This window comes from Streptomyces sp. L2 (genome assembly GCF_004124325.1).
Lineage (GTDB): Bacteria > Actinomycetota > Actinomycetes > Streptomycetales > Streptomycetaceae > Streptomyces.
Genome location: NZ_QBDT01000001.1, coordinates 6,622,663 through 6,646,721 on the forward strand (window position 1 = coordinate 6,622,663; position 24,059 = coordinate 6,646,721).

A 24,059-nucleotide genomic window follows, 5' to 3' on the forward strand; every position below is an offset into this window, starting at 1 on the left:
TCCGAGTCCGGGGAGAGATGGTGCGGGAAGAGACGGCGGACAAGCCGAGGGTCGTTCTGGGGGTCAGCGGCGGCATCGCCGCGTACAAGGCCTGTGAGCTGCTGCGCAGGCTGACCGAGTCGGGGCATCACGTCCGCGTCGTGCCCACCGCCTCCGCGCTGCACTTCGTCGGCGCCCCCACCTGGAGCGCCCTCTCCGGCAACCCGGTCTCCACCGAGGTCTGGGACGACGTGCACGAGGTCCCGCACGTCCGCATCGGCCAGCACGCCGCCCTCGTCGTGGTCGCCCCCGCCACCGCCGACCTGCTCGCCAAGGCCGCGCAAGGCCTCGCCGACGACCTGCTCACCAACACACTGCTCACCGCCCGCTGCCCGGTCGTCTTCGCGCCGGCCATGCACACCGAGATGTGGGAGCACCCCGCCACCCAGGAGAACGTGGCCACGCTGCGCCGCCGGGGCTGCGTCGTCATCGAGCCCGCCGTCGGCCGGCTCACGGGAGTCGACACCGGCAAGGGCCGGCTCCCCGACCCGGCCGAGATCTTCGAGGTCTGCCGCCGGGTGCTGGCTCGCGGCGCCGGCGAGCCCGACCTGAAGGGACGGCACGTGGTCGTCTCCGCCGGCGGCACCCGCGAACCCCTCGACCCGGTCCGCTTCCTCGGCAACCGCTCCTCCGGCAAGCAGGGCTACGCGCTCGCCCGCACCGCCGCCGCCCGCGGCGCCCGGGTGACCCTGGTCGCGGCCAACACCGGCCTGCCCGACCCGGCCGGCGTGGACGTCGTACCCGTCGGCACCGCCGTACAGCTGCGCGAGGCCGTCCTGAAGGCCGCGGCCGACGCGGACGCCGTGGTCATGGCCGCCGCCGTCGCCGACTTCCGGCCCGCCGCCTACGCCTCCGGCAAGATCAAGAAGAAGGACGGCCAGGACCCCGAACCCGTCGCCCTGGTGCGCAACCCGGACGTCCTCGCGGAGATCTCGGCCGACCGGGCCCGCCCCGGGCAGATCGTCGTCGGCTTCGCCGCCGAGACCGACGACGTCCTCGCCAACGGCCGCGCCAAACTCGCCCGCAAGGGCTGCGACCTGCTCGTGGTGAACGAGGTCGGAGAGCGCAAGACCTTCGGCTCGGAGGAGAACGAGGCCGTGGTGCTCGGCGCTGACGGCAGCGAGCACCCCGTGCCGTACGGCCCGAAGGAGGCCCTCGCCGACACGGTCTGGGATCTCGTCGCCGCCCGCCTGACCTGACCAGTGCGCCGACCGGACCTGCGCTTTTCAGCCGATCGAGCGATCCCTCCCACCCCGTTCGGGGCGTGGCGGGCCTGGCCAAGGCCGCCCGGCATTGTGCAGAATGCCGGTGTCGCAGGTCACAGCGCTCCCGAGAGGCGAGACACGTGAGCCGGTGGCACGGTGCGACCGATAAACTGTTCACGGACGTCGCCGGGTGCAGCCCCGTGCCGTCCACCCATGATCAGCCAGCAGCCGCTGCAACCCCAGGGAGCGTTGTGTCCCGTCGCCTGTTCACCTCGGAGTCCGTCACCGAGGGTCACCCCGACAAGATCGCTGACCAGATCAGCGACACCATTCTCGACGCGCTTCTGCGCGAGGACCCGACCTCCCGGGTCGCCGTCGAAACCCTGATCACCACCGGCCTGGTGCACGTGGCCGGCGAGGTCACCACCAAGGCCTACGCGGACATCGCCACCCTCGTCCGCAGCAAGATCCTGGAGATCGGCTACGACTCCTCCAAGAAGGGCTTCGACGGCGCCTCCTGCGGCGTGTCGGTGTCCATCGGCGCCCAGTCCCCGGACATCGCCCAGGGTGTCGACTCGGCGTACGAGAACCGCGTCGAGGGTGACGACGACGAGCTGGACCGGCAGGGCGCGGGCGACCAGGGCCTGATGTTCGGCTACGCGTCGGACGAGACGCCGACCCTGATGCCGCTGCCGATCTTCCTCGCGCACCGCTTGTCCAAGCGGCTCTCCGAGGTCCGCAAGAACGGCACCATCCCCTACCTGCGCCCCGACGGCAAGACGCAGGTCACCATCGAGTACGACGGCGACAAGGCCGTCCGCCTCGACACCGTGGTCGTCTCCTCGCAGCACGCCAGCGACATCGACCTGGAGTCGCTGCTCGCCCCCGACATCCGCGAGTTCGTCGTCGAGCCCGAGCTGAAGGCGCTCCTGGACGACGGCATCAAGCTGGACACCGAGGGCTACCGCCTGCTGGTCAACCCCACCGGCCGCTTCGAGATCGGCGGCCCGATGGGCGACGCCGGCCTCACCGGTCGCAAGATCATCATCGACACCTACGGCGGCATGGCCCGCCACGGCGGCGGCGCCTTCTCGGGCAAGGACCCGTCCAAGGTCGACCGCTCGGCGGCGTACGCGATGCGCTGGGTCGCGAAGAACGTCGTCGCGGCCGGCCTGGCCTCCCGCTGCGAGGTCCAGGTCGCCTACGCCATCGGCAAGGCCGAGCCCGTCGGTCTCTTCGTCGAGACCTTCGGCACCCACAAGGTCGAGCCCGAGAAGATCGAGAAGGCGATCGACGACGTCTTCGACCTCCGTCCCGCCGCCATCATCCGGGACCTCGACCTGCTCCGCCCGATCTACGCCCAGACGGCGGCATACGGTCACTTCGGCCGCGAGCTGCCCGAGTTCACCTGGGAGCGCGCGGACCGCGTGGACGCCCTGCGCAAGGCCGCCGGCCTGTAGGCGCCGAGGAACCCGCGGTCCGGGGCCCGGCTTCCCTTCGGGGGAGCCGGGCCCCGGCGCGTGCGTGCGGACCGGCCGGCCGGAAAACGCGTCGCCGGCGCGGCCGGCCCGCCCCTACCCTGGGACCGCCGACGCCGCCCGGTGCGAAGGGCGCGGATACTTCCGGGTGATCCCCTCGCAGGTTCGAATCCTGCTGCCGGTCCCGCACGGACCGGCATGGCCGAGTGGCCCAAGGCAGAAGTGCCGTACGGCACCCCGCGGCCGAGCCGATCTCGGGCGGGCGTCGGTTGTCAGTGGCGTTTGGTAAGAATGCAAGCGTGAGCAGCGAGAACGGGTCGGGGGGCGACGGGGCCGCAGGGGCACCGCCGCCGGAACAGCTCGCGCTGATCCGGGAGAGCGTGCGCGGCGCCAGGGCGCCCCGGGCCAAGCCGCGCACCTGGCGCGGTGCCGCGCTCGCGCCCGAGCTGCCCGTCGCCCGGGTCCTCGTCGACAAGGGCGTGCTCCACCTCGACCGGTACTTCGACTACGCGGTCCCCGAGGAACTCGACGCCGACGCACAGCCCGGCGTCAGGGTGCGGGTGCGGTTCGGCGCGGGCCGGCACCGGGTCCGCGACGGCCGCCGCGAGGGCGGCGGACTCATCGACGGATTCCTCGTCGAGCGCCGCGCCGAGTCCGACTACTCCGGGCCGCTGGCCGCCCTGGCCCAGGTCGTGTCGCCCGAGCCCGTGCTCGACGAGGAACTGCTGGCCCTCGCGCGGGCCGTCGCCGACCGCTACGCGGGCAGCCTCGCCGACGTGCTGCAGCTCGCCGTGCCGCCCCGCAGCGCCCGCGCCGAGCGCCGCCCGTCACCGGAGCCGCTGCCCCCGCCCCCGCCGCCCGGCCCCGGCTCCTGGGGGCGGTACGAACACGGGGGCGCCTTCATCGAGTCGCTGGCCTCCGGCGGCGCCCCGAGAGCCGTGTGGAACGCCCTGCCCGGCCCGGAGTGGAGCGAGGAACTGGCCGTCGCCGTCGCCGCGGCGCTCGCCTCGGGACGCGGCGCGCTCGTCGTCGTACCGGACGGCCGGGCCGCCGCCCGGGTCGACGCCGCGCTGACCGCCCTCCTCGGCGAGGGCCGGCACGCGCTGCTCACCGCCGACGCCGGGCCCGAGAAGCGGTACGCGCAGTGGCTGGCCGTCCGGCGCGGCGCGGTGCGCGCCGTGGTCGGCACGCGCGCCGCCATGTTCGCCCCCGTGCGGGACCTCGGTCTCGTCGCCGTTTGGGACGACGGGGACGACAGCCACAGCGAGCAGCACGCCCCGCAGCCGCACGCCCGGGACGTCCTGCTGATGCGGGCCGCGCTGGACAAGTGCGCCTTCCTGGTGGGCGGTTGGAGCTGCACCGTCGAGGCCGCCCAGCTCGTCGAGAGCGGCTGGGCGCGCCCCCTGGTCGCGGGGCGGGAGCAGGTGCGGCGGGCCGCGCCCCTGGTGCGGACCGTGGGCGACGGCGACCTCGCCCGTGACGAGGCCGCCCGTGCCGCCCGGCTGCCCACCCTGGCCTGGCAGGTGGTCCGGGAGGGCCTGCGGCACGGCCCGGTCCTGGTCCAGGTGCCCCGCCGCGGGTACGTGCCCCGGATGGCCTGCGACCGGTGCCGGGCGCCCGCGCGGTGCCGGCACTGCTCGGGGCCGCTCCAGGCACCGGACGCGGGCGCGCTGCGGTGCGGCTGGTGCGGGCGCGAGGAGGGCGCGTGGCACTGCCCGGAGTGCGGGTGCTTCCGGCTGCGGGCCCAGGTCGTCGGCGCGCGCCGCACCGCCGAGGAACTGGGCCGCGCCTTCCCCGCCGTCCCCGTGCGCACCTCGGGGCGGGAACACGTGCTGGACACGGTGCCGTCCGCGCCCGCCCTGGTCGTGAGCACCCCCGGAGCCGAGCCCGTCGCCGAGGGCGGCTACGCGGCGGCCCTGCTGCTGGACGGCTGGGCCATGCTCGGCCGCCCCGACCTCAGGGCCGGCGAGGACGCGCTGCGCCGCTGGATCGCGGCCGGCGCGCTGGTCCGCCCGCAGGGGGAGGGCGGCACCGTGGTCGTCGTCGCCGAGCCGACGCTACGGCCCGTGCAGGCGCTGGTGCGCTGGGACCCCGTCGGCCACGCCGTGCGGGAGCTGGCCGAGCGGGCCGAACTGGGCTTCCCGCCGGTCTCCCGGATGGCGGCCGTGTCCGGGACACCGGCGGCCGTCGCCGAGTTCCTGACAGCCGTCGAACTGCCCCCGGACGCCGAGGTCCTGGGCCCGGTGCCGGTGCCCCCCACCCTGCCCGGCCGGCCGCGCAGACCCGGCGCGCCACCCCCGGGCGAGGACTGGGAGCGAGCGCTCGTCCGGGTACCGCCCGGCAGCGGCGCCGCCCTCGCCGCCGCCCTGAAGACGGCTCAGGCCGCCCGAACGGCCCGGGGAAGCGGCGAGGCAGACCGGGTACGGGTACGCATCGACCCACCGGACATCGGCTGACGCGCACCGGGGTGGGCCTGACCTGCGAGTCGGCACAGTCGAGGCGCGCACCGGGGCGGGTCCGATTCGCGGGCCGGCACGGGTGACGCGCAGCGGAGCGGGCCCGGCCTGTGGGGTCGGCACGGTTGACGTGCACCGGAGTGGGCCCGACTTGCGAACCGCCATGGCTGACGCGCACCGGGGTGGGCCTGACTTGCGAAGCGCCATGGCTGACGCGCACCGGGGTGGGGCCCGATCTGCGGGGCCGGCACGGTTGATACGTGCACCGGGGTGGGGCCCGGCCTGCGAATCGGCATGGCTGACGCGCACGGGAGCGGGCCGATCTGCGGGGCCGGCACGGTTGACGCGCAGCGGAGCGGGACCGGCTTGCGGGGCCGGCACGTGGTCGTCTTCGCTGGCGGCACCCGCGAACCCCGCGAACGCGGTCCGCTTCCTTGGGAACCGCTTTTCCGGCGGGCCGGCGGCGGGCGTGCGGCTGCCCTCCCGGACTGGTCCCGGGAGGGCAGGGATGAGAGGGCGTCAGCCGTTGCGCGGGCCGGGGAAGGCCGGCGGGCGCGGGTCCTCGCGGAGGGTGGGGCTGCCTGCCGTCGGCTGGGTCGGCATGGAGCGGGCCGCGGGCACGGTCGGCACGGTGGGCAGGCCCGCGTTCACGTTGAGCGTACGGGCACCGGACGGCTCCGTGCCCCGCTCCGCCTCGGCCGCCGCCTGGGCGGCGGCGCGCCGGGCGCCGTAACGGCGGTGCACCGCCTGCTTGGTGACGCCGAGCGCCGAGCCCACCGCGTCCCAGGAGAAGCCGAGCGAGCGGTCGAAGTCCACCGCGGCCGTGACCAACGTCTCGACGCTGTCCCGGAGTTCCTGGGCGAGGCGGACCGTCGGCGCGGGGGCGCGTCCGTAGACGACGAAGCCCGCGGAGGGCCCCGGACGGCGCGGGCGGTAGACGTTGCCCAACTGGGCGGTGAGCGTGCGCAGCGCGTCCACCTGCCGGCGGACCCGCTCGATGTCCCGCACCAGCAAGTGCAGGCTGGCCCGGGCCTGGGCGTCGTGGGTTGCGTGGTCGGCCATGAACAAGCCTCTCGAACCGGCGTTGAAAGGGATGGGCCGTGTGGGCGGCCCGGTGGGGTCAACTCTTTCTTGACCAACGCGTGTGCGCTCCGCTGGTCACGGTGTGGGGGCGTATGGGCATATGCGTGCGCCGTTGTTCCGGCCGCGCACCGGTGCTTTTCGGTTCGCCGTCCGGGGTCGGAGGGGCGCAGCCCGGTGGTTGGCGGTTCGTGGTGCGGGGGTTGGGCGGGCAGCGGCCCGGCATAGACTGGTGTGCTGCCCCTGTGACCCCGCCCGAGAGGCCCGATCCCGCCCATGAAGCTCGTCTTCGCCGGTACCCCCGAGGTCGCCGTTCCCGCTCTGGACGCCCTGATCGCCTCCGGGCGGCACGAGGTGGCCGCCGTCGTCACGCGGCCCGACGCGCCGGCCGGCCGGGGCCGCAGGCTGATCGCGTCCCCCGTGGCCGAGCGGGCCGAGGAAGCCGGGATCGAGGTGCTCAAGCCCCGCAGGCCGCGGGACCCGGAGTTCCTGGAACGGCTGACGGAGATCGCCCCGGACTGCTGCCCCGTCGTCGCCTACGGCGCCCTGCTGCCCCGCGTCGCCCTGGACATCCCGGCACACGGCTGGGTCAACCTGCACTTCTCCCTGCTGCCCGCCTGGCGCGGTGCCGCGCCCGTGCAGCACTCCCTCATGGCCGGCGACGAGATCACCGGAGCCTCCACCTTCCTCATCGAGGAGGGCCTCGACTCCGGGCCCGTCTACGGCACCGTGACGGAGGAGGTCCGCCCCACCGACACCAGCGGTGACCTGCTCACCCGGCTCGCCTTCGCCGGGGCGGGACTGCTCGCGGCGACCATGGACGGCATCGCCGACGGCACCCTGAAGGCCGTGCCGCAGCCGGCCGAGGGCATCACCGTCGCACCGAAGATCACCGTCGAGGACGCCCAGGTCCACTGGACCGCGCCGGCGCTCCGGGTCGACCGGGTGGTGCGCGGCTGCACCCCGGCGCCCGGCGCCTGGACCGTGTTCCGGGGCGAGCGGCTCAAGCTCATCCAGGTCACGCCCGTCCCCGAGCGGACCGACCTCGCCCCCGGCCGGCTCGCCGTCGGCAAGAACAGCGTCCACGTGGGCACCGGGTCGTACGCCGTGGAGCTGCTGTGGGTGCAGGCGCAGGGCAAGAAGCCGATGCGGGCGGCCGACTGGGCGCGCGGCGTGCGCATCGCCGAGGGCGAGACGCTCGGCGGCTGAGGCCTGCCCGATGGGGGTGGCAACGGTGTGCCGCCGTACGCTGGAGCCACACCCCTTCTCGTCTCCTCCCCGTTTCTCAACCGGAGCACCTTTTCGTGACTGAGCAGTCCCGGCGGCCCCGCAGGCCGGCCAAGCCCTACCGGCGTCCGCAGAAGGACCCCGTCCGCATCCTCGCCTTCGAGGCACTGCGCGCGGTGGACGAGCGGGACGCGTACGCCAACCTCGTGCTGCCGCCGCTGCTGCGCAAGGCGCGGGAGAAGGAGGGGCCGGACAAGTTCGACGCGCGGGACGCGGCCCTGGCCACCGAGCTGGTGTACGGGACGCTGCGCCGGCAGGGGACGTACGACGCCGTCATCGCCGCCTGTGTCGACCGGCCGCTGCGCGAGGTCGACCCGCCGGTGCTCGACGTGCTGAGCCTCGGCGTCCACCAGCTCCTCGGCACCCGGATCCCGACGCACGCCGCCGTGTCCGCCTCCGTCGAGCTGGCCCGGGTCGTCCTCGGCGACGGCCGGGCGAAGTTCGTCAACGCCGTCCTGCGCAAGGTCGCCCAGCACGATCTCGACGGTTGGCTGGAGAAGGTCGCGCCCCCCTACGACGAGGACCCCGAGGACCACCTCGCCGTCGTGCACTCGCACCCGCGCTGGGTCGTCTCCGCCCTGTGGGACTCGCTCGGCGGCGGACGGGCCGGCATCGAGGACCTGCTGGAGGCCGACAACGAGCGGCCCGAGGTCACCCTCGTCGCCCGGCCCGGCCGGTCCACCCCGGAGGAACTCCTCGCCGAGGACGCCGCCGTACCCGGCCGCTGGTCGCCGTACGCGGTGCGGCTCGCCGAGGGCGGCGAACCCGGCGCCGTCGAGGCCGTGCGCGAAGGGCGGGCCGGCGTGCAGGACGAGGGCAGCCAGCTCGTCGCGCTCGCGCTCGCGAACGCCCCGCTGGACGGCCCCGACGCCATGTGGCTCGACGGGTGCGCCGGCCCCGGCGGAAAGGCCGCCCTGCTCGCCGCCCTCGCCGCCAAGCGCGGGGCGGTGCTGCTCGCCTCCGAGAAGCAGCCGCACCGGGCCGGTCTGGTCGCCAAGGCGCTGGCCGGAAACCCCGGTCCGTACCAGGTCATCGCCGCCGACGGCACCCGGCCGCCGTGGCGGTCCGGCACCTTCGACCGGGTCCTGGTCGACGTGCCCTGCACGGGTCTCGGCGCCCTGCGCCGCCGCCCCGAGGCCCGCTGGCGCCGCCGCCCCGAGGACCTGGACAACTTCGCCCCGCTGCAGCGTTCGCTGCTGCGCACGGCTCTGGACTCGGTCCGGGTCGGCGGTGTGGTCGCCTACGTCACCTGCTCCCCCCACCTCGCCGAGACCCGCGCGGTGGTCTCCGACGTCCTCAAACACCACCCCGGCACCGACCTCCTCGACGCCCGCCCCCTCCTCCCCGGCGTCCCCGCCCTGGGTGAAGGCCCCGACATCCAACTCTGGCCCCACCTCCACGGCACAGACGCGATGTACCTGGCCCTGATCCGCAAAACAGCCTGACGGGAACTTTTCGACAGGCGGCAAGGGCAGCGCCCCTGAAAGGGGCGCGGGGCTGTATTGATTTGCGGCTCCGCCGCGTGGGCGCGACAAGCCCCCACCGGCCCGCAGCCGAAACCGCACCGGACCCACAACGGACCTGATTCGGCCGACCGATGCGGAGCATGCAACCCTTGACCCATGCCCGCGCAGATCAACCCCAGCATCCTGTCCGCCGACTTCGCCCGCCTCGCGGACGAGGCCAAGGCGGTCCACGGGGCCGACTGGCTCCACGTCGACGTGATGGACAACCATTTCGTCCCGAACCTCACGCTCGGCGTGCCGGTCGTGGAGTCCCTGGCCCGTGCGACGGACACCCCGCTGGACTGCCACCTGATGATCGAGGACCCCGACCGCTGGGCGCCGCAGTACGTGGAGGCGGGCGCCTCCTCGGTCACCTTCCACGTGGAGGCGGCCGCCGCGCCCGTGCGGCTCGCCCGGGAGATCCGCGCCAAGGGCGCCCGTGCCTCCATGGCCCTGAAGCCGGCGACGCCGATCGAGCCGTACGAGGATCTCCTCCCGGAACTCGACATGCTGCTGATCATGACGGTCGAGCCGGGCTTCGGCGGGCAGGCGTTCCTGGACATCATGCTCCCGAAGATCCGCCGTACCCGTGAGCTGATCGCCAAGCACGGCCTGGAGATGTGGCTGCAGGTCGACGGCGGCGTGTCGGCCTCGACGATCGAGCAGTGCGCCGACGCGGGCGCCGACGTCTTCGTGGCCGGTTCCGCGGTGTACGGGGCGGAGGACCCCGCCGAGGCGGTGCGAGCGCTGCGTGACCAGGCCCGCACAGCGAGCGAGAAGGCGTCCTGGGTTTGCGGCCACTGAGCCACCGATACGTGAACAGCTGAGGGAACGGCGGCCATCAGGGCAGATCAAGTACGCCGAATCTGCAAGGATGGACGGCGAATCCAGAATGTGAACAGCAGTGAGGAGATCCCCGTGTCGGGTATGTCGGCGGGCCGGTCAGCCATGCGGATGGGACCCGCTGAGCTGGTGCAGGCGGCGGCCATGGCCCGCCGCTTCTATCTCGAGGGCAAGTCCAAGATCCAGATCGCGGAGGAGTTCGGCGTCAGCCGGTTCAAGGTGGCCCGGGTCCTGGAGACGGCACTCGAACGGGATCTCGTACGCATCGAGATCCGGGTGCCGGCCGAGCTGGACGCCGAGCGCTCCGACGCGCTCCGCGCCCGCTACGGGCTGAGGCACGCCGTCGTGGTCGAGTCCCCGGCCGAGGCCGAGGAGACGCCCGACCCGGAGAACCTGGGCGAGGTCGCCGCCGACCTGCTCGGCGAACTCGTCAACGAGGGGGACGTTCTGGGGCTGGCCTGGGGCCGGTCCACCATCCACATGGCCGCGGCGCTGGACCGGCTGCCGCCGTGCACGGTGGTCCAGCTGACGGGTGTCTATGACGCCGGGACCGCCGAGCGCGGCTCCGTGGAGGCCGTGCGCCGCGCCGCGCAGGTCTCCGGCGGCGACGCCCACCCCATCTACGCGCCGATGCTGCTGCCGGACGCGGCCACCGCGGCGGCGCTGCGCCACCAGACCGGGATCGCCCGGGCCTTCGAGTACTTCGACAAGGTCACCGTCGCCTGCGTCTCCATCGGCTCCTGGGAGCCCGGCATCTCCACGGTGCACGACATGCTCAGCGACGAGGAGCGCGCGCACTACGCCTCGCTCGGTGTCGCCGCCGAGATGTCCGCCCACCTGTTCGACGCCGAGGGCCGCCGCATCGGGCGGGACCTGGGGGAGCGGTGCATCACGGTCAAGACCGACCAGCTCCGCCGTATCCCCGAGGTCGTGGCCATCGCGGGCGGCCAGCGCAAGGCGCCGGCCATCGACGCGGTGCTGCGGTCCGGGCTGGTCACCAGCCTGGTCACGGACACCTCCGCCGCCGACGTCCTGATGACGGCGGGCCCCACCCCGAAGCCCGCGCTCAGCCGCGCCGACCCCGACGGGCACTGACCGCGGGTCGCCCCTCGTCGCGGCGGTACGGCCGTGGCAGCATCGACGCATGCTGCCGCGGTTCGTTCCCCGGGTCCTCGCCGGCCTGCTGGTCTGCCTCGCGCTCCTGCTGACCGGCTGCGCCCACGGCACCGGCTCCCCGGCGCCGTCCGGCGCCTCCCCGTCAGCCGGTGCCACCACCCCCGCCTGGGCCCACGGCATGGCCACCGTCCAGGCGTCCCGGCTCCCCGCCGAGGCCCGGCGCACGCTGGCGCTCATCGACCGGGGCGGCCCCTACCCCTACGCCAAGGACGGCGTCGTGTTCGGGAACTTCGAGGGGCACCTGCCGAAGCACCCCCGCGGCTACTACCACGAGTACACGGTGCGAACCCCCGGCTCGCGCGACCGCGGAGCACGGCGCATCGTCACCGGGCAGGGCGGGGAGATCTACTACACCGACGACCACTACGACTCGTTCCGGGCGGTGCTGAGATGAGCGACGGGCTGACCGGCAGGCACGTGGCCACGCTGGACCTGACCGGCGTCACGGACAAGGCGGGCCTGATGGACCGGGTCGCACGGGACCTCGCGCTGCCCGCCTGGTTCGGCCGCAACTGGGACGCGCTGGCCGACTCGCTCGCCGACCCCGGCGTCTGGCCGGCGGAGGCCGTGGACAGCGGACTCCTGCTCGTCGTCCTCGGCTGGCAGGGCTACGCCGCCGCGCGGCCCGAGGAGTGGGAGACCGCCCGGGACGTCTTCACCCAGGCCATGGCGACGACCCAGACCATGGCGGCTACACAGGCCATGCGGACGACACGAGCAACAGGGACGAACCCGGGACTCACCGTCGCCCTCGCCCTTGGAGGTTCCTCCTAGCCGGTCTCTGACCAGCCTGGATGTTCTGTCGGGGCATGACGGGGCCGTCGTCATGGGACAATGAAGTACGTGCTCTTTTCCCCCTGGCACACCTGTCCGGGGGTCACCTCTGATCGACTGGGATGTGCGGCACGTGCGTTTCCTCAATGACATCCAGCCCGCGTACGACCTGACGTACGACGACGTGTTCATGGTGCCGAGCCGCTCCGCGGTGGGCTCGCGTCAGGGCGTGGACCTCAGCTCCCCGGACGGCACGGGTACCACCATCCCGCTCGTCGTCGCCAACATGACCGCCATCGCCGGCCGCCGCATGGCCGAGACGATCGCCCGCCGCGGCGGCCTCGTGGTCATCCCGCAGGACATCCCGATCGACGTGGTCGCCGACGTCGTCTCCTGGGTCAAGAGCCGCCACCTCGTGCTGGACACCCCCATCGAGCTGGCCCCGCACCAGACCGTCGCCGACGCCCTCGCCCTGCTGCCCAAGCGGGCGCACAACGCCGGCGTCGTCGTGGACGAGAACCGGCGGCCCGTCGGCGTCGTCACCGACGCCGACCTCACCGGCGTCGACCGTTTCACCCAGCTCGAAGTGGTCATGTCCAAGGACCTGCTGCTCCTCGACGCGGACATCGACCCCCGCGAGGCCTTCAACACCCTCGACGGCGCCAACCGGCGCTACGCCCCGGCCGTCGACCAGGACGGCCGGCTCGTCGGCATCCTCACCCGCAAGGGCGCCCTGCGCGCCACCCTGTACACCCCCGCCGTCGACCGCGACGGCAAGCTGCGCATCGCCGCCGCCGTCGGCATCAACGGCGACGTGGCCGGCAAGGCCAAGCAGCTGCTCGACGCGGGCGTCGACACCCTCGTCATCGACACCGCACACGGCCACCAGGAGTCGATGATCAGCGCCGTCAAGCTGGTCCGCGCCCTCGACCCGCAGGTGCCGATCGCGGCCGGCAACATCGTCTCCGCCGAGGGCGTGCGCGACCTGATCGAGGCGGGCGCCGACATCATCAAGGTCGGCGTCGGACCCGGCGCCATGTGCACCACCCGCATGATGACCGGCGTGGGCCGGCCGCAGTTCTCCGCCGTGCTGGAGTGCGCGGCCGAGGCGAAGAAGTACGGCAAGCACGTGTGGGCCGACGGCGGTGTCCGCCACCCTCGCGACGTCGCGATGGCCCTGGCGGCCGGCGCGTCCAACGTGATGGTCGGCTCCTGGTTCGCCGGCACCTACGAGTCTCCCGGTGACCTCCAGCACGACGCGAGCGGTCGCGCCTACAAGGAGTCCTTCGGCATGGCCTCCGCGCGCGCGGTGCGCAACCGCACGTCGGAGGAGTCGGCGTACGACCGTGCCCGCAAGGCGCTGTTCGAGGAGGGCATCTCCACCTCCCGCATGTTCCTCGACCCGGCCCGCCCGGGCGTCGAGGACCTGATCGACTCGATCATCGCGGGCGTGCGGTCCTCCTGCACGTACGCCGGTGCGGGGTCGCTGGAGGAGTTCGCGGAGAAGGCGATCGTGGGCATTCAGAGCGCCGCCGGGTATGCGGAGGGCAAGCCGTTGCACGCCAGCTGGAGCTAGACGCTTCGCTGTGAGTAGGGCCGCTTTTCGGGTTCCGGCGCGTTTTCGGGTGCGGGTGCGTGGGGGCTTGTCGCGCAGTTCCCCGCGCCCCTGACGGGGCGCTCGTGCGTGCCGGGGTAATGAATGCGCGAGTTCCCCGCGCCCTTGGCGGGCGCTCGTGCGTGCCGGGGTAATGAATGCGCGTCATGGGAACGGGAACGCAAGGATCTTGCGTGGGTGCGCAAGGTTGCTGCATTACGTGTGCGATGCTCCGGCTCATAGGGTCTCCGCTGTACGCAGTGTGGCGGGGACCCCGCTCGGCGGGTTCCTGCCTCGGTGGGTGCCGTCCGGTCTCCGCTCGCCCTGACCGGCAGCGAAAAGGAGCCAGCGCGTGCTCGACCAAGGCGCACCCCCACAGAGCCACAGAACGGCCGCCCCGGCGTCCCCGGGCGTCGCCGCGCGCCTGATGCGTCGCAAGCCCGTGGAACGCCTGGTCGCGGAGGGCGGCCACGGCGAGGGAGGGTCGCTGCGGCGATCCCTCGGACTGTGGCAGCTGACCATGATCAGCATCGGTGCCACCCTCGGCACCGGCATCTTCGTGGTGCTCGGCGAGGCCGTCCCCAAGGCCGGCCCGGCCGTCACCCTCTCCTTCGTGATCGCCGGCCTCACCGCCCTCTTCTCGGCCCTGTCCTACGCCGAGCTGGCCGGTACCATCCCGGTCGCCGGCTCCTCGTACTCGTACGCATACGCAACCATGGGCGAGCTGATCGCCTGGATCTGCGGCTGGTGCCTGCTGCTGGAGTACGGCGTCTCGGTCGCCGCCGTGGCCGTCGGCTGGGGCGAGTACCTCAACGAGCTGCTCAAGGGCACGATCGGCGTCACCCTGCCGGCGGCCCTGTCGTCCCCGCCCGGCGTCGACGGCGGCGTCTTCAACCTGCCGGCGCTGATCGTCGTCCTGCTCGCCATGGTGTTCCTGCTCGGCGGCGCCAAGGAGTCCGCGCGGGCCAACACGATCATGGTGTGCGTGAAGATCGCCGCGCTGGTGCTGTTCTGCGCCATCGGCTTCATGGGCTTCAAGTCCGGCAACTACGCCCACTTCATGCCGCTTGGCATGGCCGGTGTCAGCGCGGCCGGGGCCACGCTGTTCTTCTCCTACATCGGTTTCGACGCGGCCTCCACCGCCGGCGAGGAGGCGAAGAACGCCCAGCGCGACCTGCCCCGCGCGATCATGCTGTCACTCGTCATCGTCACGGCCCTGTACGTGCTGGTCGCGGCGGTCGCCGTGGGCGCCAAGCCGTGGCGGACGTTCAACGACTCCGAGGCCGCCCTCGCCCAGATCATGACGGACGTCACCGGCCAGAGCTTCTGGGGCACCCTGCTCGCCTTCTGCGCCGTCATCGCCATCGCCAGCGTCGTCCTGACCGTGCTCTACGGCCAGACGCGCATCCTCTTCGCGATGTCCCGCGACGGCCTCGTCCCGAAGGTCTTCGCCAAGGTCCACCCGAAGACCGGCGCGCCGCGCGCCAACACGGTGATCGTCTCCCTGTTCTGCGGTGTCCTCGCCGCCGCCATCCCGCTCGGTCAGCTGGCCGACGCGACCAGCATCGGCACCCTGTTCGCCTTCGCGCTGGTCAACGTGGCCGTCGTGGTGCTGCGCCGGAGCCGCCCGCAGATGAAGCGCACGTTCCGGGTGCCGCTGTCGCCGCTGCTGCCCGCGCTGGGCTTCGCCTTCTGCGTGTGGATGATGGGCAGCCTGTCGGCCGTCACCTGGGTGGTCTTCGGTGTCTGGATGGCGGTCGGGCTCGTGTTCTACTTCGTGTACGGCTATCGCCGTTCCCGCCTCGCGACCGCTGAGGACGTCGCGCCGGCGGCAGAGAACTGACGAGACCTGACCGAACCGAAGAAGTGAACCACCCCCAGTGCTGAACGATCTCGACGAACGCATCGTGCACGCCCTCGCCGAGGACGCCCGCCGCTCCTACGCGGACATCGGGCAGCTCGTCGGCCTGTCCGCGCCCGCCGTCAAGCGGCGCGTGGACCGGCTGCGCGCCACCGGAGCCATCACCGGGTTCACCGTACGGGTGGACCCGGCGGCCCTCGGCTGGGAGACCGAGGGGTACATCGAGATCCACTGCCGGCGCAACACCTCGCCGGAGACCATCCAGCGGGGCCTGGAGCGCTACCAGGAGGTCGTGGCCGCGTCGACCGTCACCGGCGACGCGGACGCGATCGCCCAGGTCTTCGCCTCCGACATGCGCCACTTCGAACGGGTGCTGGAGCGGATCGCCGGCGAGCCGTTCGTGGAGCGCACGAAGTCGGTCCTGGTCCTGTCCCCGCTGCTGCGCCGCTTCTCGTCCGGCGCACCCGGCTAGGCCGGGTCACTGCCGGCCGGTCCCAGCCGGCCGGTCACAGCGCCGGGTGCCACGGCACGACGTGGAAGTCGCCCGTGCCCGGCTTCACCTTCTCGAACGGCGCCGACGCGACGCACTTCGGCAGGTCCTTGACGTCGGCCGGGTTGCCCACGGCCGCCCAGCTGTAGCCCAGCCGGTCGTGCCGGCCGAGGTCGTGGACGCTCACCCCGACCCGGGTGCCCTTGGCGCCAGGCAGGTCCGAGTCCGTGATCACGCCGGACACGACGGCGACCTTCCCGCCGGTGAGCAGGCAGTCCACCGACGCCTCGGCCCAGGCGCCCCGCCCGTTCAGGTAGTGGCTGAAGCGGAAGGTGCCGGTGGCCTTCGTCGGGTCCTTGGTGTCCGCCGCGGCGAGGTGCGCGTCGAAGCTGAACGTGATGTCGTCCCCGGCCGAGCGGTACAGCTTGGCGGTGCCGGTGAGCGCGGCGGCCTCCCGCTGGTGAGGGTGCGCGGCCACGGCGGTTCCGGCCGCCCCGCCCCCCGAGGCGACCGCCGCCCCGGCCGATCCCGCGGTGATCAGCAGCGCGGCGGTCAGCGAGACAACGGCGATCTTCGTACGGCGCTTCATGGCGGCCCTTTCCCCAGGTCGAACGCGTCGGATCAACGCGTCGGATCAACGCGTCGGATCAACACGTAGGACGAACGCGTCGGTGAACGGGGACCACTCTCCCGGCGCCGGACCGCCCGCACATCGCCCCTCGGGTGGCCTCCCGCCTCCCCCGTGCGGCGGGGAGCCCTGACCCTCGCCTGCGCCCCGGGGAGGAGGCGGACCCCGCCCGGCGGCGCGCAACGAATCGCCACCGCCCCCCCGCTCCACGCAACGAACCGCGCACCGGCGCGCAACGGCTCCTTCTTGTCCGCCCGAGCGCGCCGACCGTACCGTCTTAGTGGCCCCCCAAACCCCCTTTCCGGTGAGGATCACGCATGCGCACCGCCCTGCTCCAGAGCTCCGGCCGGCCCGGCTCGATCGCCGAGAACCTCAAGGTCCTCGACGAGGCCGCGGCCCGTGCCGCCGCCGGGGGCGCCGCGCTGCTGGCCGCGCCGGAGATGTTCCTGACCGGGTACGCGATCGGTGACGACATCGCCCGCCTCGCCGAGCCCGCCGACGGCGACTCCACCGACGCGATCGCCGAGATCGCGGCCCGGCACGGCGTGGCCGTCGCCTACGGCTACCCGGAGCGCGCCGGCGACAGCGTCCACAACGCGGCCCAGCTGATCTCCGCCGACGGCACCCGGCTCGCGAACTACCGCAAGACCCACCTCTTCGGCTGCTTCGAGCGCGAGCACTTCACGCCGGGCGAGCAGCTGATCGTCCAGGCCGAGCTGAACGGCCTCACCGTCGGCCTCCTGGTCTGCTACGACATCGAATTCCCGGAGAACGTCCGCGCCCACGCCCTGGCCGGCACCGACCTCCTCGTGGTCCCGACCGCGCAGATGCACCCGTTCGAGTTCGTCGCCGAGTCGATGATCCCGGTGCGCGCCTTCGAGAACCAGATGTACGTCGCCTACGTCAACCGGGTCGGCCAGGAGGGGGAGTTCGAGTTCGTCGGGCTGTCCGCCCTCGCCGGGCCCGACGGGGTCGCCCGCGCCCGTGCCGGACGAGCGGAGCAGCTGGTGTTCGCCGACGCCGACCCCGCCTTCCTAGCCGCCTCCCGCGAGGCCAACCCGTACCTGAGGGACCGCCGCCCCGGCCTGTACCGGCCCCTGGTCTGACCGTAACGAGCCCGCCCCGAACCACCCCCGCGCAAGGAGTCCGTACCCCATGACGTCCACGGTGCCCAACGCCGTCGAGCACGCCGACGAGCAGCAGCCGCCGATCACCATGTTCGGCCCGGACTTTCCTTACGCGTACGACGACTTCCTGGCCCACCCGGCGGGCCTCGGCCAGGTCCCGGCGACCGAGCACGGCACCGAGGTCGCCGTCATCGGCGGCGGTCTGTCCGGTGTCGTCGCCGCCTACGAGCTGATGAAGATGGGCCTCAAGCCCGTCGTCTACGAGGCCGACCAGCTCGGCGGCCGGCTGCGCACGGTCGGCTTCGAGGGCGGCTCCCGGACGGAGGGGCTGACCGCGGAGATGGGCGCGATGCGCTTCCCGCCGTCCTCCACGGCCCTCCAGCACTACATCGACCTGGTCGGTCTCGAGACGCGGCCCTTCCCGAACCCGCTCGCCGAGGCCACCCCGTCGACGGTCGTCGACCTCAAGGGCGAGTCGCACTACGCCGAGACGATCGACGACCTGCCCCAGGTGTACCGGGACGTCGCCGAGGCGTGGAACAAGTGCCTCGACGAGGGCGCGGACTTCTCCGACATGAACCGCGCCATGCGCGAGCGGGACGTGCCCCGCATCCGGGAGATCTGGGCCAAGCTCGTCGAGAAGCTCGACAACCAGACCTTCTACGGCTTCCTGTGCGACTCCGAGGCCTTCAAGTCCTTCCGGCACCGGGAGATCTTCGGCCAGGTCGGCTTCGGCACCGGCGGCTGGGACACCGACTTCCCGAACTCCATCCTGGAGATCCTCCGCGTCGTCTACACCGAGGCCGACGACCACCACCGCGGCATCGTCGGCGGCTCCCAGCAGCTGCCGCTGCGCCTGTGGGAGCGCGAGCCGGAGAAGATCGTCCACTGGCCGTACGGCACCTCGCTGAAGTCCCTGCACCTGGACGGCGAGCCCAGGCCGGCCGTGACCCGGCTGCACCGCACCGCGGGCAACCAGATCACCGTGACCGACGCGAACGGCGACATCCGCACCTACCAGGCGGCGATCTTCACCGCCCAGTCCTGGATGCTGCTGTCCAAGATCGCCTGCGACGACTCGCTGTTCCCGATCGACCACTGGACGGCGATCGAGCGCACCCACTACATGGAGTCCAGCAAGCTGTTCGTGCCCGTGGACCGGCCGTTCTGGCTGGACAAGGCCGTCGACGACAGGGGAAATCCGACGGGCCGGGACGTCATGTCGATGACGCTCACCGACCGCATGACCCGCGGCACCTACCTGCTCGACGACGGCCCGGACAAGCCGGCCGTCATCTGCCTGTCGTACACCTGGTGCGACGACAGCCTGAAGTGGCTGCCGCTCTCCGCGAACGAGCGGATGGAGGTCATGCTGAAGTCGCTCGGCGAGATCTACCCGAACGTCGACATCCGCAAGCACGTCATCGGCAACCCGGTGACGGTCTCCTGGGAGAACGAGCCCTACTTCATGGGCGCGTTCAAGGCGAACCTGCCCGGCCACTACCGCTACCAGCGGCGCCTGTTCACGCACTTCATGCAGGACCGGCTGCCCGAGGACAAGCGGGGCATCTTCCTCGCCGGTGACGACATCTCCTGGACGGCCGGCTGGGCCGAGGGCGCGATCCAGACCGCGCTGAACGCGGTCTGGGGCGTCATGCACCAGTTCGGCGGCGCGACCGACGCGACCAACCCGGGCCCCGGCGACGTCTACGACGACATCGCGCCCGTGGAACTCCCCGAGGACTGAGCGCCCGGGAAAGCACCGCCGGACCGGCTCACACGCCGGCCGAACGGGCCGCCGCGTAGACCTCCGCCGCGACGTCCTTCAGTTCCTGGGCGTCGCGCGGGGTCGTCTGCAGGTCGATCAGGATCTCGTCCACGCCCAGCTCGGCGTGGCGGAGCAGGTCCCCGACGATCTGCTCGGTGCTGCCCTGGAAGGCGCGGCGGTCCTCGCCCGGGTACGGGCGCGCCGAGTGCGCGGCGTTGACCCGGACCGCGGTGCGCAGCGGCTCCTTGCGGCCGCGCTCGGCGGCCAGGTCCTGCAGCTCCGCCCATTGGGCCGCGATCTGCTCGGCGCCCTGGCTCACCGGGATCCAGCCGTCGGCGTGGTCCACCAGCCGGCGCAGGGCCTTCCTGCCGGAGCCGGCCAGCAGGATCGGGATCGGCCGGGCCGGCTTGGGGCCGACCACCGCCGGGGCGATCCTCGTGATCGAGCCCTCGTACGACACCGGGTCCGGGCCCCACACCGCCCGGCAGACGTCGAGCGTCTCGTCCAGCACCCGGCCGCGCTCCTCGAAGGGCCTGACGCCGGTCGCCGCGAACTCGTCGTGGGACCAGCCCGAGCCCAGGCCGGCGATCACCCGGCCGCCGCTGGCCGCGTCCAGCGAGGCCAGCGACTTGGCCAGCCGGAACGGCTGGTGCAGCGGGGCGACCAGGATCGCCGTGCCCAGTCCGACCCGCTCGGTGGCGGCGGCCGCGAGGGTGAGCGTGACGAGCGGGTCGGCGACGTTCCGGTAGTCGTCGGGCCAGGGCAGGCCCGGAATGCCGTACAGGCCCTGGGTGGCGGGCTCCGGGAACAGGGCCCGTTCGTACACCCACAGGCTGTCGTACCCGGTCCGTTCGGCGGCGCGGGCCACGTCGGGCACGTCCGTACCGAGGTCGTACTGCCGATTCTGCGGGAGGCCGAGTCCGAGCCGGGTCGCCATGTGCGTACTCCTTCGAGATCGGTTGCCCGTTCAACGTACAGAGATCGCCGGGGACGTCCAGGAGGCCGCGCGGAGGTTGGCCTGATCGGGGTGCCGGACGGCGGGTGGCCGCCCGGCCGACCGGCTCAGTCGGGCAGGGGGATGAGCAGCATCCGGCCCGCGAAGCCGACGGCCGAGTCCAGCCGCTCGGTGAACTCCTCGGCGACGTCCTCGAACCGGCGCAGCGCCCACAGCGCCCTCGCCGCCGACCAGGTCGCCTCCCGGGCCCGCTCCAGGCTCCAGGAGCCCAGCAGGTGGGTGAGCGGATCGGCGATCTGGAGCAGGTCGGGGCCCGGCATCAGATCCTCGCGGATGCGTTCCTCCAGCGAGGCGAGGAGATCGCCCACCCGGTCGAACTCGTCCTCCAGGTCGGCCGGTTCGCAGCCGAGCGCACGGCAGGTGTCCACCACCGCGAGCGCCAGGTCGTGCCCGATGTGGGCGTTGATGCCCGCGAGCGCGAACTGCAGCGGCCGTACACCCGGATGGCGGCGCAGCTGGAACAGGGGGCGCCAGCAGGCGGGCGGGCGGCGGTCGTCCGCGACGGCGTCCACGGCGGCCAGATAGCGCTCGGCGAACCGCACGTCCAGGGTGGCCGCCGCCCGCGGGTCGGGGAACGCGCCCCTGGTCAGGCGCCGGCCGACCTCCCGGGTGACGGCGAGGTAGACACGGTTGAACACGGCGATCCCGTCCCGCTCGGGCAGTGCCGCGTCGAGGGCACGCATCCGGGACACGACGGCGTCGACGGGGGTGGTGAACTGCTCCAACTGCGCCATGGGGGAAGGGTCCCAGCCCCGGCCCGCCCCGCGCGCCGACCGGCCCGGCGCTTCGCCGGAACGGGGGAACCACGGACCGAACCGGGCACAGCGGGCGGTCGGGGCGCCTAGGGCTCGGGGTGCCCAGTGTTCGGGGTGCCTACGGCTCGGGGCGCCTACGGTTCGGGGTGCCTGCGGTTCACGGTGCTTACGGCTCGGTGCGGGGGGCCCGGTCGTCGTAGGAGGACGTCCCCTCGTCCAGCAGCGGCTGCCGTCCCTTCAGGTGCGGGGGCGCGAAGGCGCGCAGCACGTGGTAGCCGGTGATCACGACCAGCGTGCCGAGCGCGATGCCGCTGAGGGAGAAGGTGTCGGTGAACTTCATGGTCACGTTTCCGACGCCGATGATGATGCCCGCGGCGGCCGGGACCAGGTTCAGCGGGTTGCGCAGGTCCACCTTGGCGTTGAGCCAGATCTGGGCGCCGAGGAGCCCGATCATGCCGTACAGGATGACCGTGATGCCGCCGAGCACCCCGCCCGGGATCGCGGCCACCACCGCGCCGAACTTGGGGCAGACGCCGAAGAGGAGCGCGAAGCCGGCGGCGGCCCAGTAGGCGGCGGTGGAGTAGACGCGGGTCGCGGCCATCACGCCGATGTTCTCGGAGTACGTGGTGTTCGGCGGGCCGCCGACCGCGGTCGACAGCACCGAGGCGACGCCGTCCGCCGAGATCGCCGTACCGAGCTTGTCGTCCAGCGGGTCGCCGGTCATCTCGCCCACCGCCTTCACGTGCCCCGCGTTCTCGGCGACCAGGGCGATCACCACCGGCAGCGCGACCAGGACCGCCGACCACTGGAAGGACGGCCCGTGGAAGTGGGGCAGGCCGATCCAGTCGGCGTGCGAGACGCCGGAGAGGTCCAGGCGCCAGTGGTCGGTGACCTTGCCGCCCGCGCCCATGGAGTGGATTTTGCCGAAGATCCGGTCGAAGGCCCAGGAGATGCCGTACCCGAAGACCAGGCCGAGGAAGATGGCGACGCGGGACCAGAAGCCGCGCAGGCACACCACGGCGAGCCCGGTGAAGAGCATGACCAGCAGGGCGGTCCACTGGTCCTGCGGCCAGTACGTGGAGGCGGTGACCGGGGCCAGGTTGAAGCCGATCAGCATGACGACGGCGCCGGTGACGATCGGCGGCATGGCCGCGTGGATGATCCGCGCGCCGAACCGCTGCACCGCGAGCCCCACGAGGAACAGCACGGCGCCGACGACGAGGATCGCCCCGGTCACCGTCGCGCTCGTGCCGCCCTGGGCCCGGATCACGGCGGCCACGCCCACGAACGACAGTGAGCAGCCGAGGTAGCTGGGCACCCGGCCGCGCGTGGCGAGGAGGAAGATCACCGTCGCCACGCCGGACATCATGATGGCGAGGTTCGGGTCGAGACCCATCAAGACGGGGGCGACGAACGACGCGCCGAACATCGCGACCACGTGCTGGGCGCCGAGCCCCACGGTGCGGGGCCAGGAGAGCCGTTCGTCGGGGCGTACCACCGCTCCGGGCGCGGGAACGCGTCCGTCACCGTGCAGCTTCCAGCGCACGCCGAGATCCATGGTGGGGTTTCGCTTTCTCTGTACGTGAAGACGTTCCGGACCATTGTCAGGGGTAGCTGGGGGCTCTACGCTCACACGGTCTCATTCATGAACATCATTCATATACATGTCTCATGACTCTCAGGAGTGTCCGATGGGCGTCAGATCCCGAGTGGCCCTCGTCCTCGCCGCCGTGGTCGCGTGCGGAGCCGTACTCGTCCCCTCCGCGCACGCGGCACCGCGCACCCCGGCCACCGCCGTCCTCGACGGCGCCCGGCTCCAGCGGGCACGGGCCCGCCTGCCCCACGACCCCGCGCTGCGCCGTGCGGTCGCCGCGCTGACCGACCGCGCGGACGCCTGGCTCGGCCAGGGGCCCTGGACGGTCGTCGACAAGCCCCGGCCCGCGCCCGGCGGCGACGTCCACGAGTACCTCAGCCAGGCGCCCTACTGGTGGCCCACCACGGCCCCCACCGCCGGCAACCCGTGGGGCTGCCCGTACGTCCAGCGCGACGGACAGCGCAATCCCGAGGTCGACAGCGGCACCGACCGGCAGGACGCCGAGAAGGTCTTCGACTCGACGTACGACCTCGCGCTCGCCTGGTACTACACCGGCAGGCGGAGCTACGCCGAGAAGGCCGGGCAGATCCTGCGCACCTGGTTCCTGGACCCGGCCACCCGGATGAACCCCGACCTGGACCACGCCCAGTTCATCCCCTGCAAGTACGACGGCCGGGCCATCGGGGTCATCGACTTCTCGCAGTCGTACACGAGCGTGCTCGACGCGCAGGCCCTCCTCGCCACCGGCGCCCCCGGCTGGACCGCCGGCGACCGCGCCGCGATGCGCGGGTGGAACTCCCGCTTCCTGGACTGGCTGAAGAACAGCGCCTTCGGCAAGCAGGAGGGCGCCGCCGCCAACAACCACGGCACGTTCTACGACATGCAGCTCGCCGCCCTCGCCTACGCCACCGGCGACCGGGCCCTGGCCCGGCGCACCGTGCTCGACGCGCGCGCGAAGCGGATCGACCCGCAGATCGCGGGCGACGGCGGTCAGCCGCAGGAACTCGCCCGCACCCGCAGCTGGCACTACTCCACCTTCGACCTGGTCGCCTACACCCGGCTCGCGGCCATCGGCCGGCACGTGGGGGTGGACCTGTGGCACTACCGCGGCCCCGACGGGCAGAGCCTGTTCAAGGCGGTCGACTATCTGCTGCCCGCCGCGACGGGAGCCGCGGCCTGGCCGCACCCGGAGCTGGAGTTCCACCGGTACGCGGCGAGCGACGTGGTGCACGCGGCGGCGGACGCGGGCGACCGGGCGGCGCGGGCGGCCGTACCGGACCTCCAGGCGCCTCCCGGCGGTGACCTGTGGGCCCTGCGGCCCGCCGCCGAGCAGCTGGACTCGATCGCGGGATGACCGCGCCGGGCCGTTGACCAGGGAGTTCCC

Annotated in this window: 20 protein-coding genes; 15 read left to right on the top strand and 5 right to left on the bottom strand. The window is 72.9% G+C overall.

Annotated features, from left to right (window positions below; translation table 11 throughout):
- Positions 1-17: 17 nt before the first annotated feature.
- The 3 genes from coaBC to DBP14_RS29755 all read left to right on the top strand — a co-directional run bounded on the left by coaBC (position 18) and on the right by DBP14_RS29755 (position 5,178).
- Positions 18-1,238 carry a bifunctional phosphopantothenoylcysteine decarboxylase/phosphopantothenate--cysteine ligase CoaBC gene (gene coaBC / locus DBP14_RS29745; RefSeq protein ID WP_129310312.1) on the top strand — a complete coding sequence of 407 codons (1,221 nt, stop codon included), beginning with the start codon at positions 18-20 and terminating at the stop codon, positions 1,236-1,238.
- A gap of 257 nt (positions 1,239-1,495) precedes the next feature.
- Positions 1,496-2,704: a methionine adenosyltransferase gene (gene metK, locus DBP14_RS29750; RefSeq protein ID WP_129310314.1), complete on the top strand. Its 1,209-nt coding sequence runs from the start codon at positions 1,496-1,498 to the stop codon at positions 2,702-2,704.
- A gap of 317 nt (positions 2,705-3,021) precedes the next feature.
- Positions 3,022-5,178, top strand: coding sequence for a primosomal protein N' (locus DBP14_RS29755; protein WP_129310316.1), 2,157 nt, complete (start codon positions 3,022-3,024; stop codon positions 5,176-5,178).
- Between the two features lie 519 nt (positions 5,179-5,697).
- Here the strand turns inward: DBP14_RS29755 and DBP14_RS29760 are convergent.
- Positions 5,698-6,240, bottom strand: a complete 543-nt coding sequence (locus DBP14_RS29760) for a hypothetical protein (protein ID WP_129310318.1) — start codon at positions 6,238-6,240, stop codon at positions 5,698-5,700.
- Positions 6,241-6,534: 294 nt separating this feature from the next.
- On the opposite strand from DBP14_RS29760, the gene fmt reads away from it, so the two are divergent.
- The 9 genes from fmt (at position 6,535) to DBP14_RS29805 (ending at position 15,770) form a co-directional block, all read left to right on the top strand.
- Entirely contained in the window at positions 6,535-7,467 is a 933-nt protein-coding gene (gene fmt, locus DBP14_RS29765) for a methionyl-tRNA formyltransferase (RefSeq protein ID WP_129310320.1), read from the top strand.
- Positions 7,468-7,562: 95 nt separating this feature from the next.
- Positions 7,563-8,990, top strand: coding sequence for a transcription antitermination factor NusB (locus tag DBP14_RS29770; protein WP_129310322.1), 1,428 nt, complete (start codon positions 7,563-7,565; stop codon positions 8,988-8,990).
- A gap of 177 nt (positions 8,991-9,167) precedes the next feature.
- Complete coding sequence (gene rpe, locus DBP14_RS29775; protein WP_129310324.1) at positions 9,168-9,854, top strand: ribulose-phosphate 3-epimerase; 687 nt, start codon at positions 9,168-9,170, stop codon at positions 9,852-9,854.
- Between the two features lie 90 nt (positions 9,855-9,944).
- Positions 9,945-10,988: a sugar-binding domain-containing protein gene (locus DBP14_RS29780; RefSeq protein WP_129310326.1), complete on the top strand. Its 1,044-nt coding sequence runs from the start codon at positions 9,945-9,947 to the stop codon at positions 10,986-10,988.
- Positions 10,989-11,037: 49 nt separating this feature from the next.
- A complete protein-coding gene (locus tag DBP14_RS29785) occupies positions 11,038-11,463 on the top strand; it encodes a ribonuclease domain-containing protein (protein ID WP_129310328.1) in 426 nt (141 codons plus the stop codon).
- A complete protein-coding gene (locus DBP14_RS29790; protein ID WP_129310330.1) occupies positions 11,460-11,843 on the top strand; it encodes a barstar family protein in 384 nt (127 codons plus the stop codon). The genes DBP14_RS29785 and DBP14_RS29790 overlap by 4 nt, the downstream gene beginning before the upstream one ends.
- A 133-nt stretch (positions 11,844-11,976) precedes the next feature.
- Positions 11,977-13,419: a GuaB1 family IMP dehydrogenase-related protein gene (locus DBP14_RS29795; protein WP_164992435.1), complete on the top strand. Its 1,443-nt coding sequence runs from the start codon at positions 11,977-11,979 to the stop codon at positions 13,417-13,419.
- A gap of 370 nt (positions 13,420-13,789) precedes the next feature.
- Positions 13,790-15,280, top strand: a complete 1,491-nt coding sequence (locus DBP14_RS29800; protein ID WP_129310334.1) for an amino acid permease — start codon at positions 13,790-13,792, stop codon at positions 15,278-15,280.
- 37 nt (positions 15,281-15,317) lie between these two features.
- Positions 15,318-15,770, top strand: a complete 453-nt coding sequence (locus DBP14_RS29805; RefSeq protein WP_067129751.1) for an Lrp/AsnC family transcriptional regulator — start codon at positions 15,318-15,320, stop codon at positions 15,768-15,770.
- 34 nt (positions 15,771-15,804) lie between these two features.
- On the opposite strand, the gene DBP14_RS29810 is transcribed toward DBP14_RS29805, so the two are convergent.
- Positions 15,805-16,377, bottom strand: coding sequence for a Repetin (locus tag DBP14_RS29810; protein WP_129310336.1), 573 nt, complete (start codon positions 16,375-16,377; stop codon positions 15,805-15,807).
- A gap of 356 nt (positions 16,378-16,733) precedes the next feature.
- Here DBP14_RS29810 and DBP14_RS29815 point away from each other — a divergent pair, with 356 nt between their 5' ends.
- Both DBP14_RS29815 and DBP14_RS29820 read left to right on the top strand, forming a co-directional pair.
- Entirely contained in the window at positions 16,734-17,522 is a 789-nt protein-coding gene (locus DBP14_RS29815) for a carbon-nitrogen hydrolase family protein (RefSeq protein ID WP_129310338.1), read from the top strand.
- Positions 17,523-17,571: 49 nt separating this feature from the next.
- Positions 17,572-19,290: an NAD(P)/FAD-dependent oxidoreductase gene (locus DBP14_RS29820; protein WP_129310340.1), complete on the top strand. Its 1,719-nt coding sequence runs from the start codon at positions 17,572-17,574 to the stop codon at positions 19,288-19,290.
- A gap of 28 nt (positions 19,291-19,318) precedes the next feature.
- Here DBP14_RS29820 and DBP14_RS29825 read toward each other — a convergent pair whose 3' ends face one another.
- The 3 genes from DBP14_RS29825 to DBP14_RS29835 all read right to left on the bottom strand — a co-directional run bounded on the left by DBP14_RS29825 (position 19,319) and on the right by DBP14_RS29835 (position 22,639).
- Complete coding sequence (locus tag DBP14_RS29825; RefSeq protein WP_129310342.1) at positions 19,319-20,248, bottom strand: LLM class F420-dependent oxidoreductase; 930 nt, start codon at positions 20,246-20,248, stop codon at positions 19,319-19,321.
- A 125-nt stretch (positions 20,249-20,373) separates the two neighbouring features.
- Entirely contained in the window at positions 20,374-21,060 is a 687-nt protein-coding gene (locus DBP14_RS29830) for a DUF5995 family protein (protein ID WP_129310344.1), read from the bottom strand.
- A 187-nt stretch (positions 21,061-21,247) separates the two neighbouring features.
- A complete protein-coding gene (locus tag DBP14_RS29835) occupies positions 21,248-22,639 on the bottom strand; it encodes a solute carrier family 23 protein (protein WP_129310345.1) in 1,392 nt (463 codons plus the stop codon).
- 133 nt (positions 22,640-22,772) lie between these two features.
- Between DBP14_RS29835 and DBP14_RS29840 the strand changes: the two genes are divergently transcribed.
- Entirely contained in the window at positions 22,773-24,029 is a 1,257-nt protein-coding gene (locus tag DBP14_RS29840; protein ID WP_129310347.1) for an alginate lyase family protein, read from the top strand.
- Positions 24,030-24,059: the final 30 nt, after the last annotated feature.

What these genes read in the sequence shown, in the direction of transcription:
- coaBC (WP_129310312.1), top strand. Translation starts at nt 18, where the DNA reads ATGGTGCGGGAAGAGACGGCGGACAAGCCGAGGGTCGTTCTGGGGGTC.
- DBP14_RS29760 (WP_129310318.1), bottom strand. Translation starts at nt 6,240, where the DNA reads ATGGCCGACCACGCAACCCACGACGCCCAGGCCCGGGCCAGCCTGCAC.
- fmt (WP_129310320.1), top strand. Translation starts at nt 6,535, where the DNA reads ATGAAGCTCGTCTTCGCCGGTACCCCCGAGGTCGCCGTTCCCGCTCTG.
- rpe (WP_129310324.1), top strand. Translation starts at nt 9,168, where the DNA reads ATGCCCGCGCAGATCAACCCCAGCATCCTGTCCGCCGACTTCGCCCGC.
- DBP14_RS29785 (WP_129310328.1), top strand. Translation starts at nt 11,038, where the DNA reads ATGCTGCCGCGGTTCGTTCCCCGGGTCCTCGCCGGCCTGCTGGTCTGC.
- DBP14_RS29790 (WP_129310330.1), top strand. Translation starts at nt 11,460, where the DNA reads ATGAGCGACGGGCTGACCGGCAGGCACGTGGCCACGCTGGACCTGACC.
- DBP14_RS29810 (WP_129310336.1), bottom strand. Translation starts at nt 16,377, where the DNA reads ATGAAGCGCCGTACGAAGATCGCCGTTGTCTCGCTGACCGCCGCGCTG.
- DBP14_RS29815 (WP_129310338.1), top strand. Translation starts at nt 16,734, where the DNA reads ATGCGCACCGCCCTGCTCCAGAGCTCCGGCCGGCCCGGCTCGATCGCC.
- DBP14_RS29820 (WP_129310340.1), top strand. Translation starts at nt 17,572, where the DNA reads ATGACGTCCACGGTGCCCAACGCCGTCGAGCACGCCGACGAGCAGCAG.
- DBP14_RS29825 (WP_129310342.1), bottom strand. Translation starts at nt 20,248, where the DNA reads ATGGCGACCCGGCTCGGACTCGGCCTCCCGCAGAATCGGCAGTACGAC.
- DBP14_RS29830 (WP_129310344.1), bottom strand. Translation starts at nt 21,060, where the DNA reads ATGGCGCAGTTGGAGCAGTTCACCACCCCCGTCGACGCCGTCGTGTCC.
- DBP14_RS29835 (WP_129310345.1), bottom strand. Translation starts at nt 22,639, where the DNA reads ATGGATCTCGGCGTGCGCTGGAAGCTGCACGGTGACGGACGCGTTCCC.
- DBP14_RS29840 (WP_129310347.1), top strand. Translation starts at nt 22,773, where the DNA reads ATGGGCGTCAGATCCCGAGTGGCCCTCGTCCTCGCCGCCGTGGTCGCG.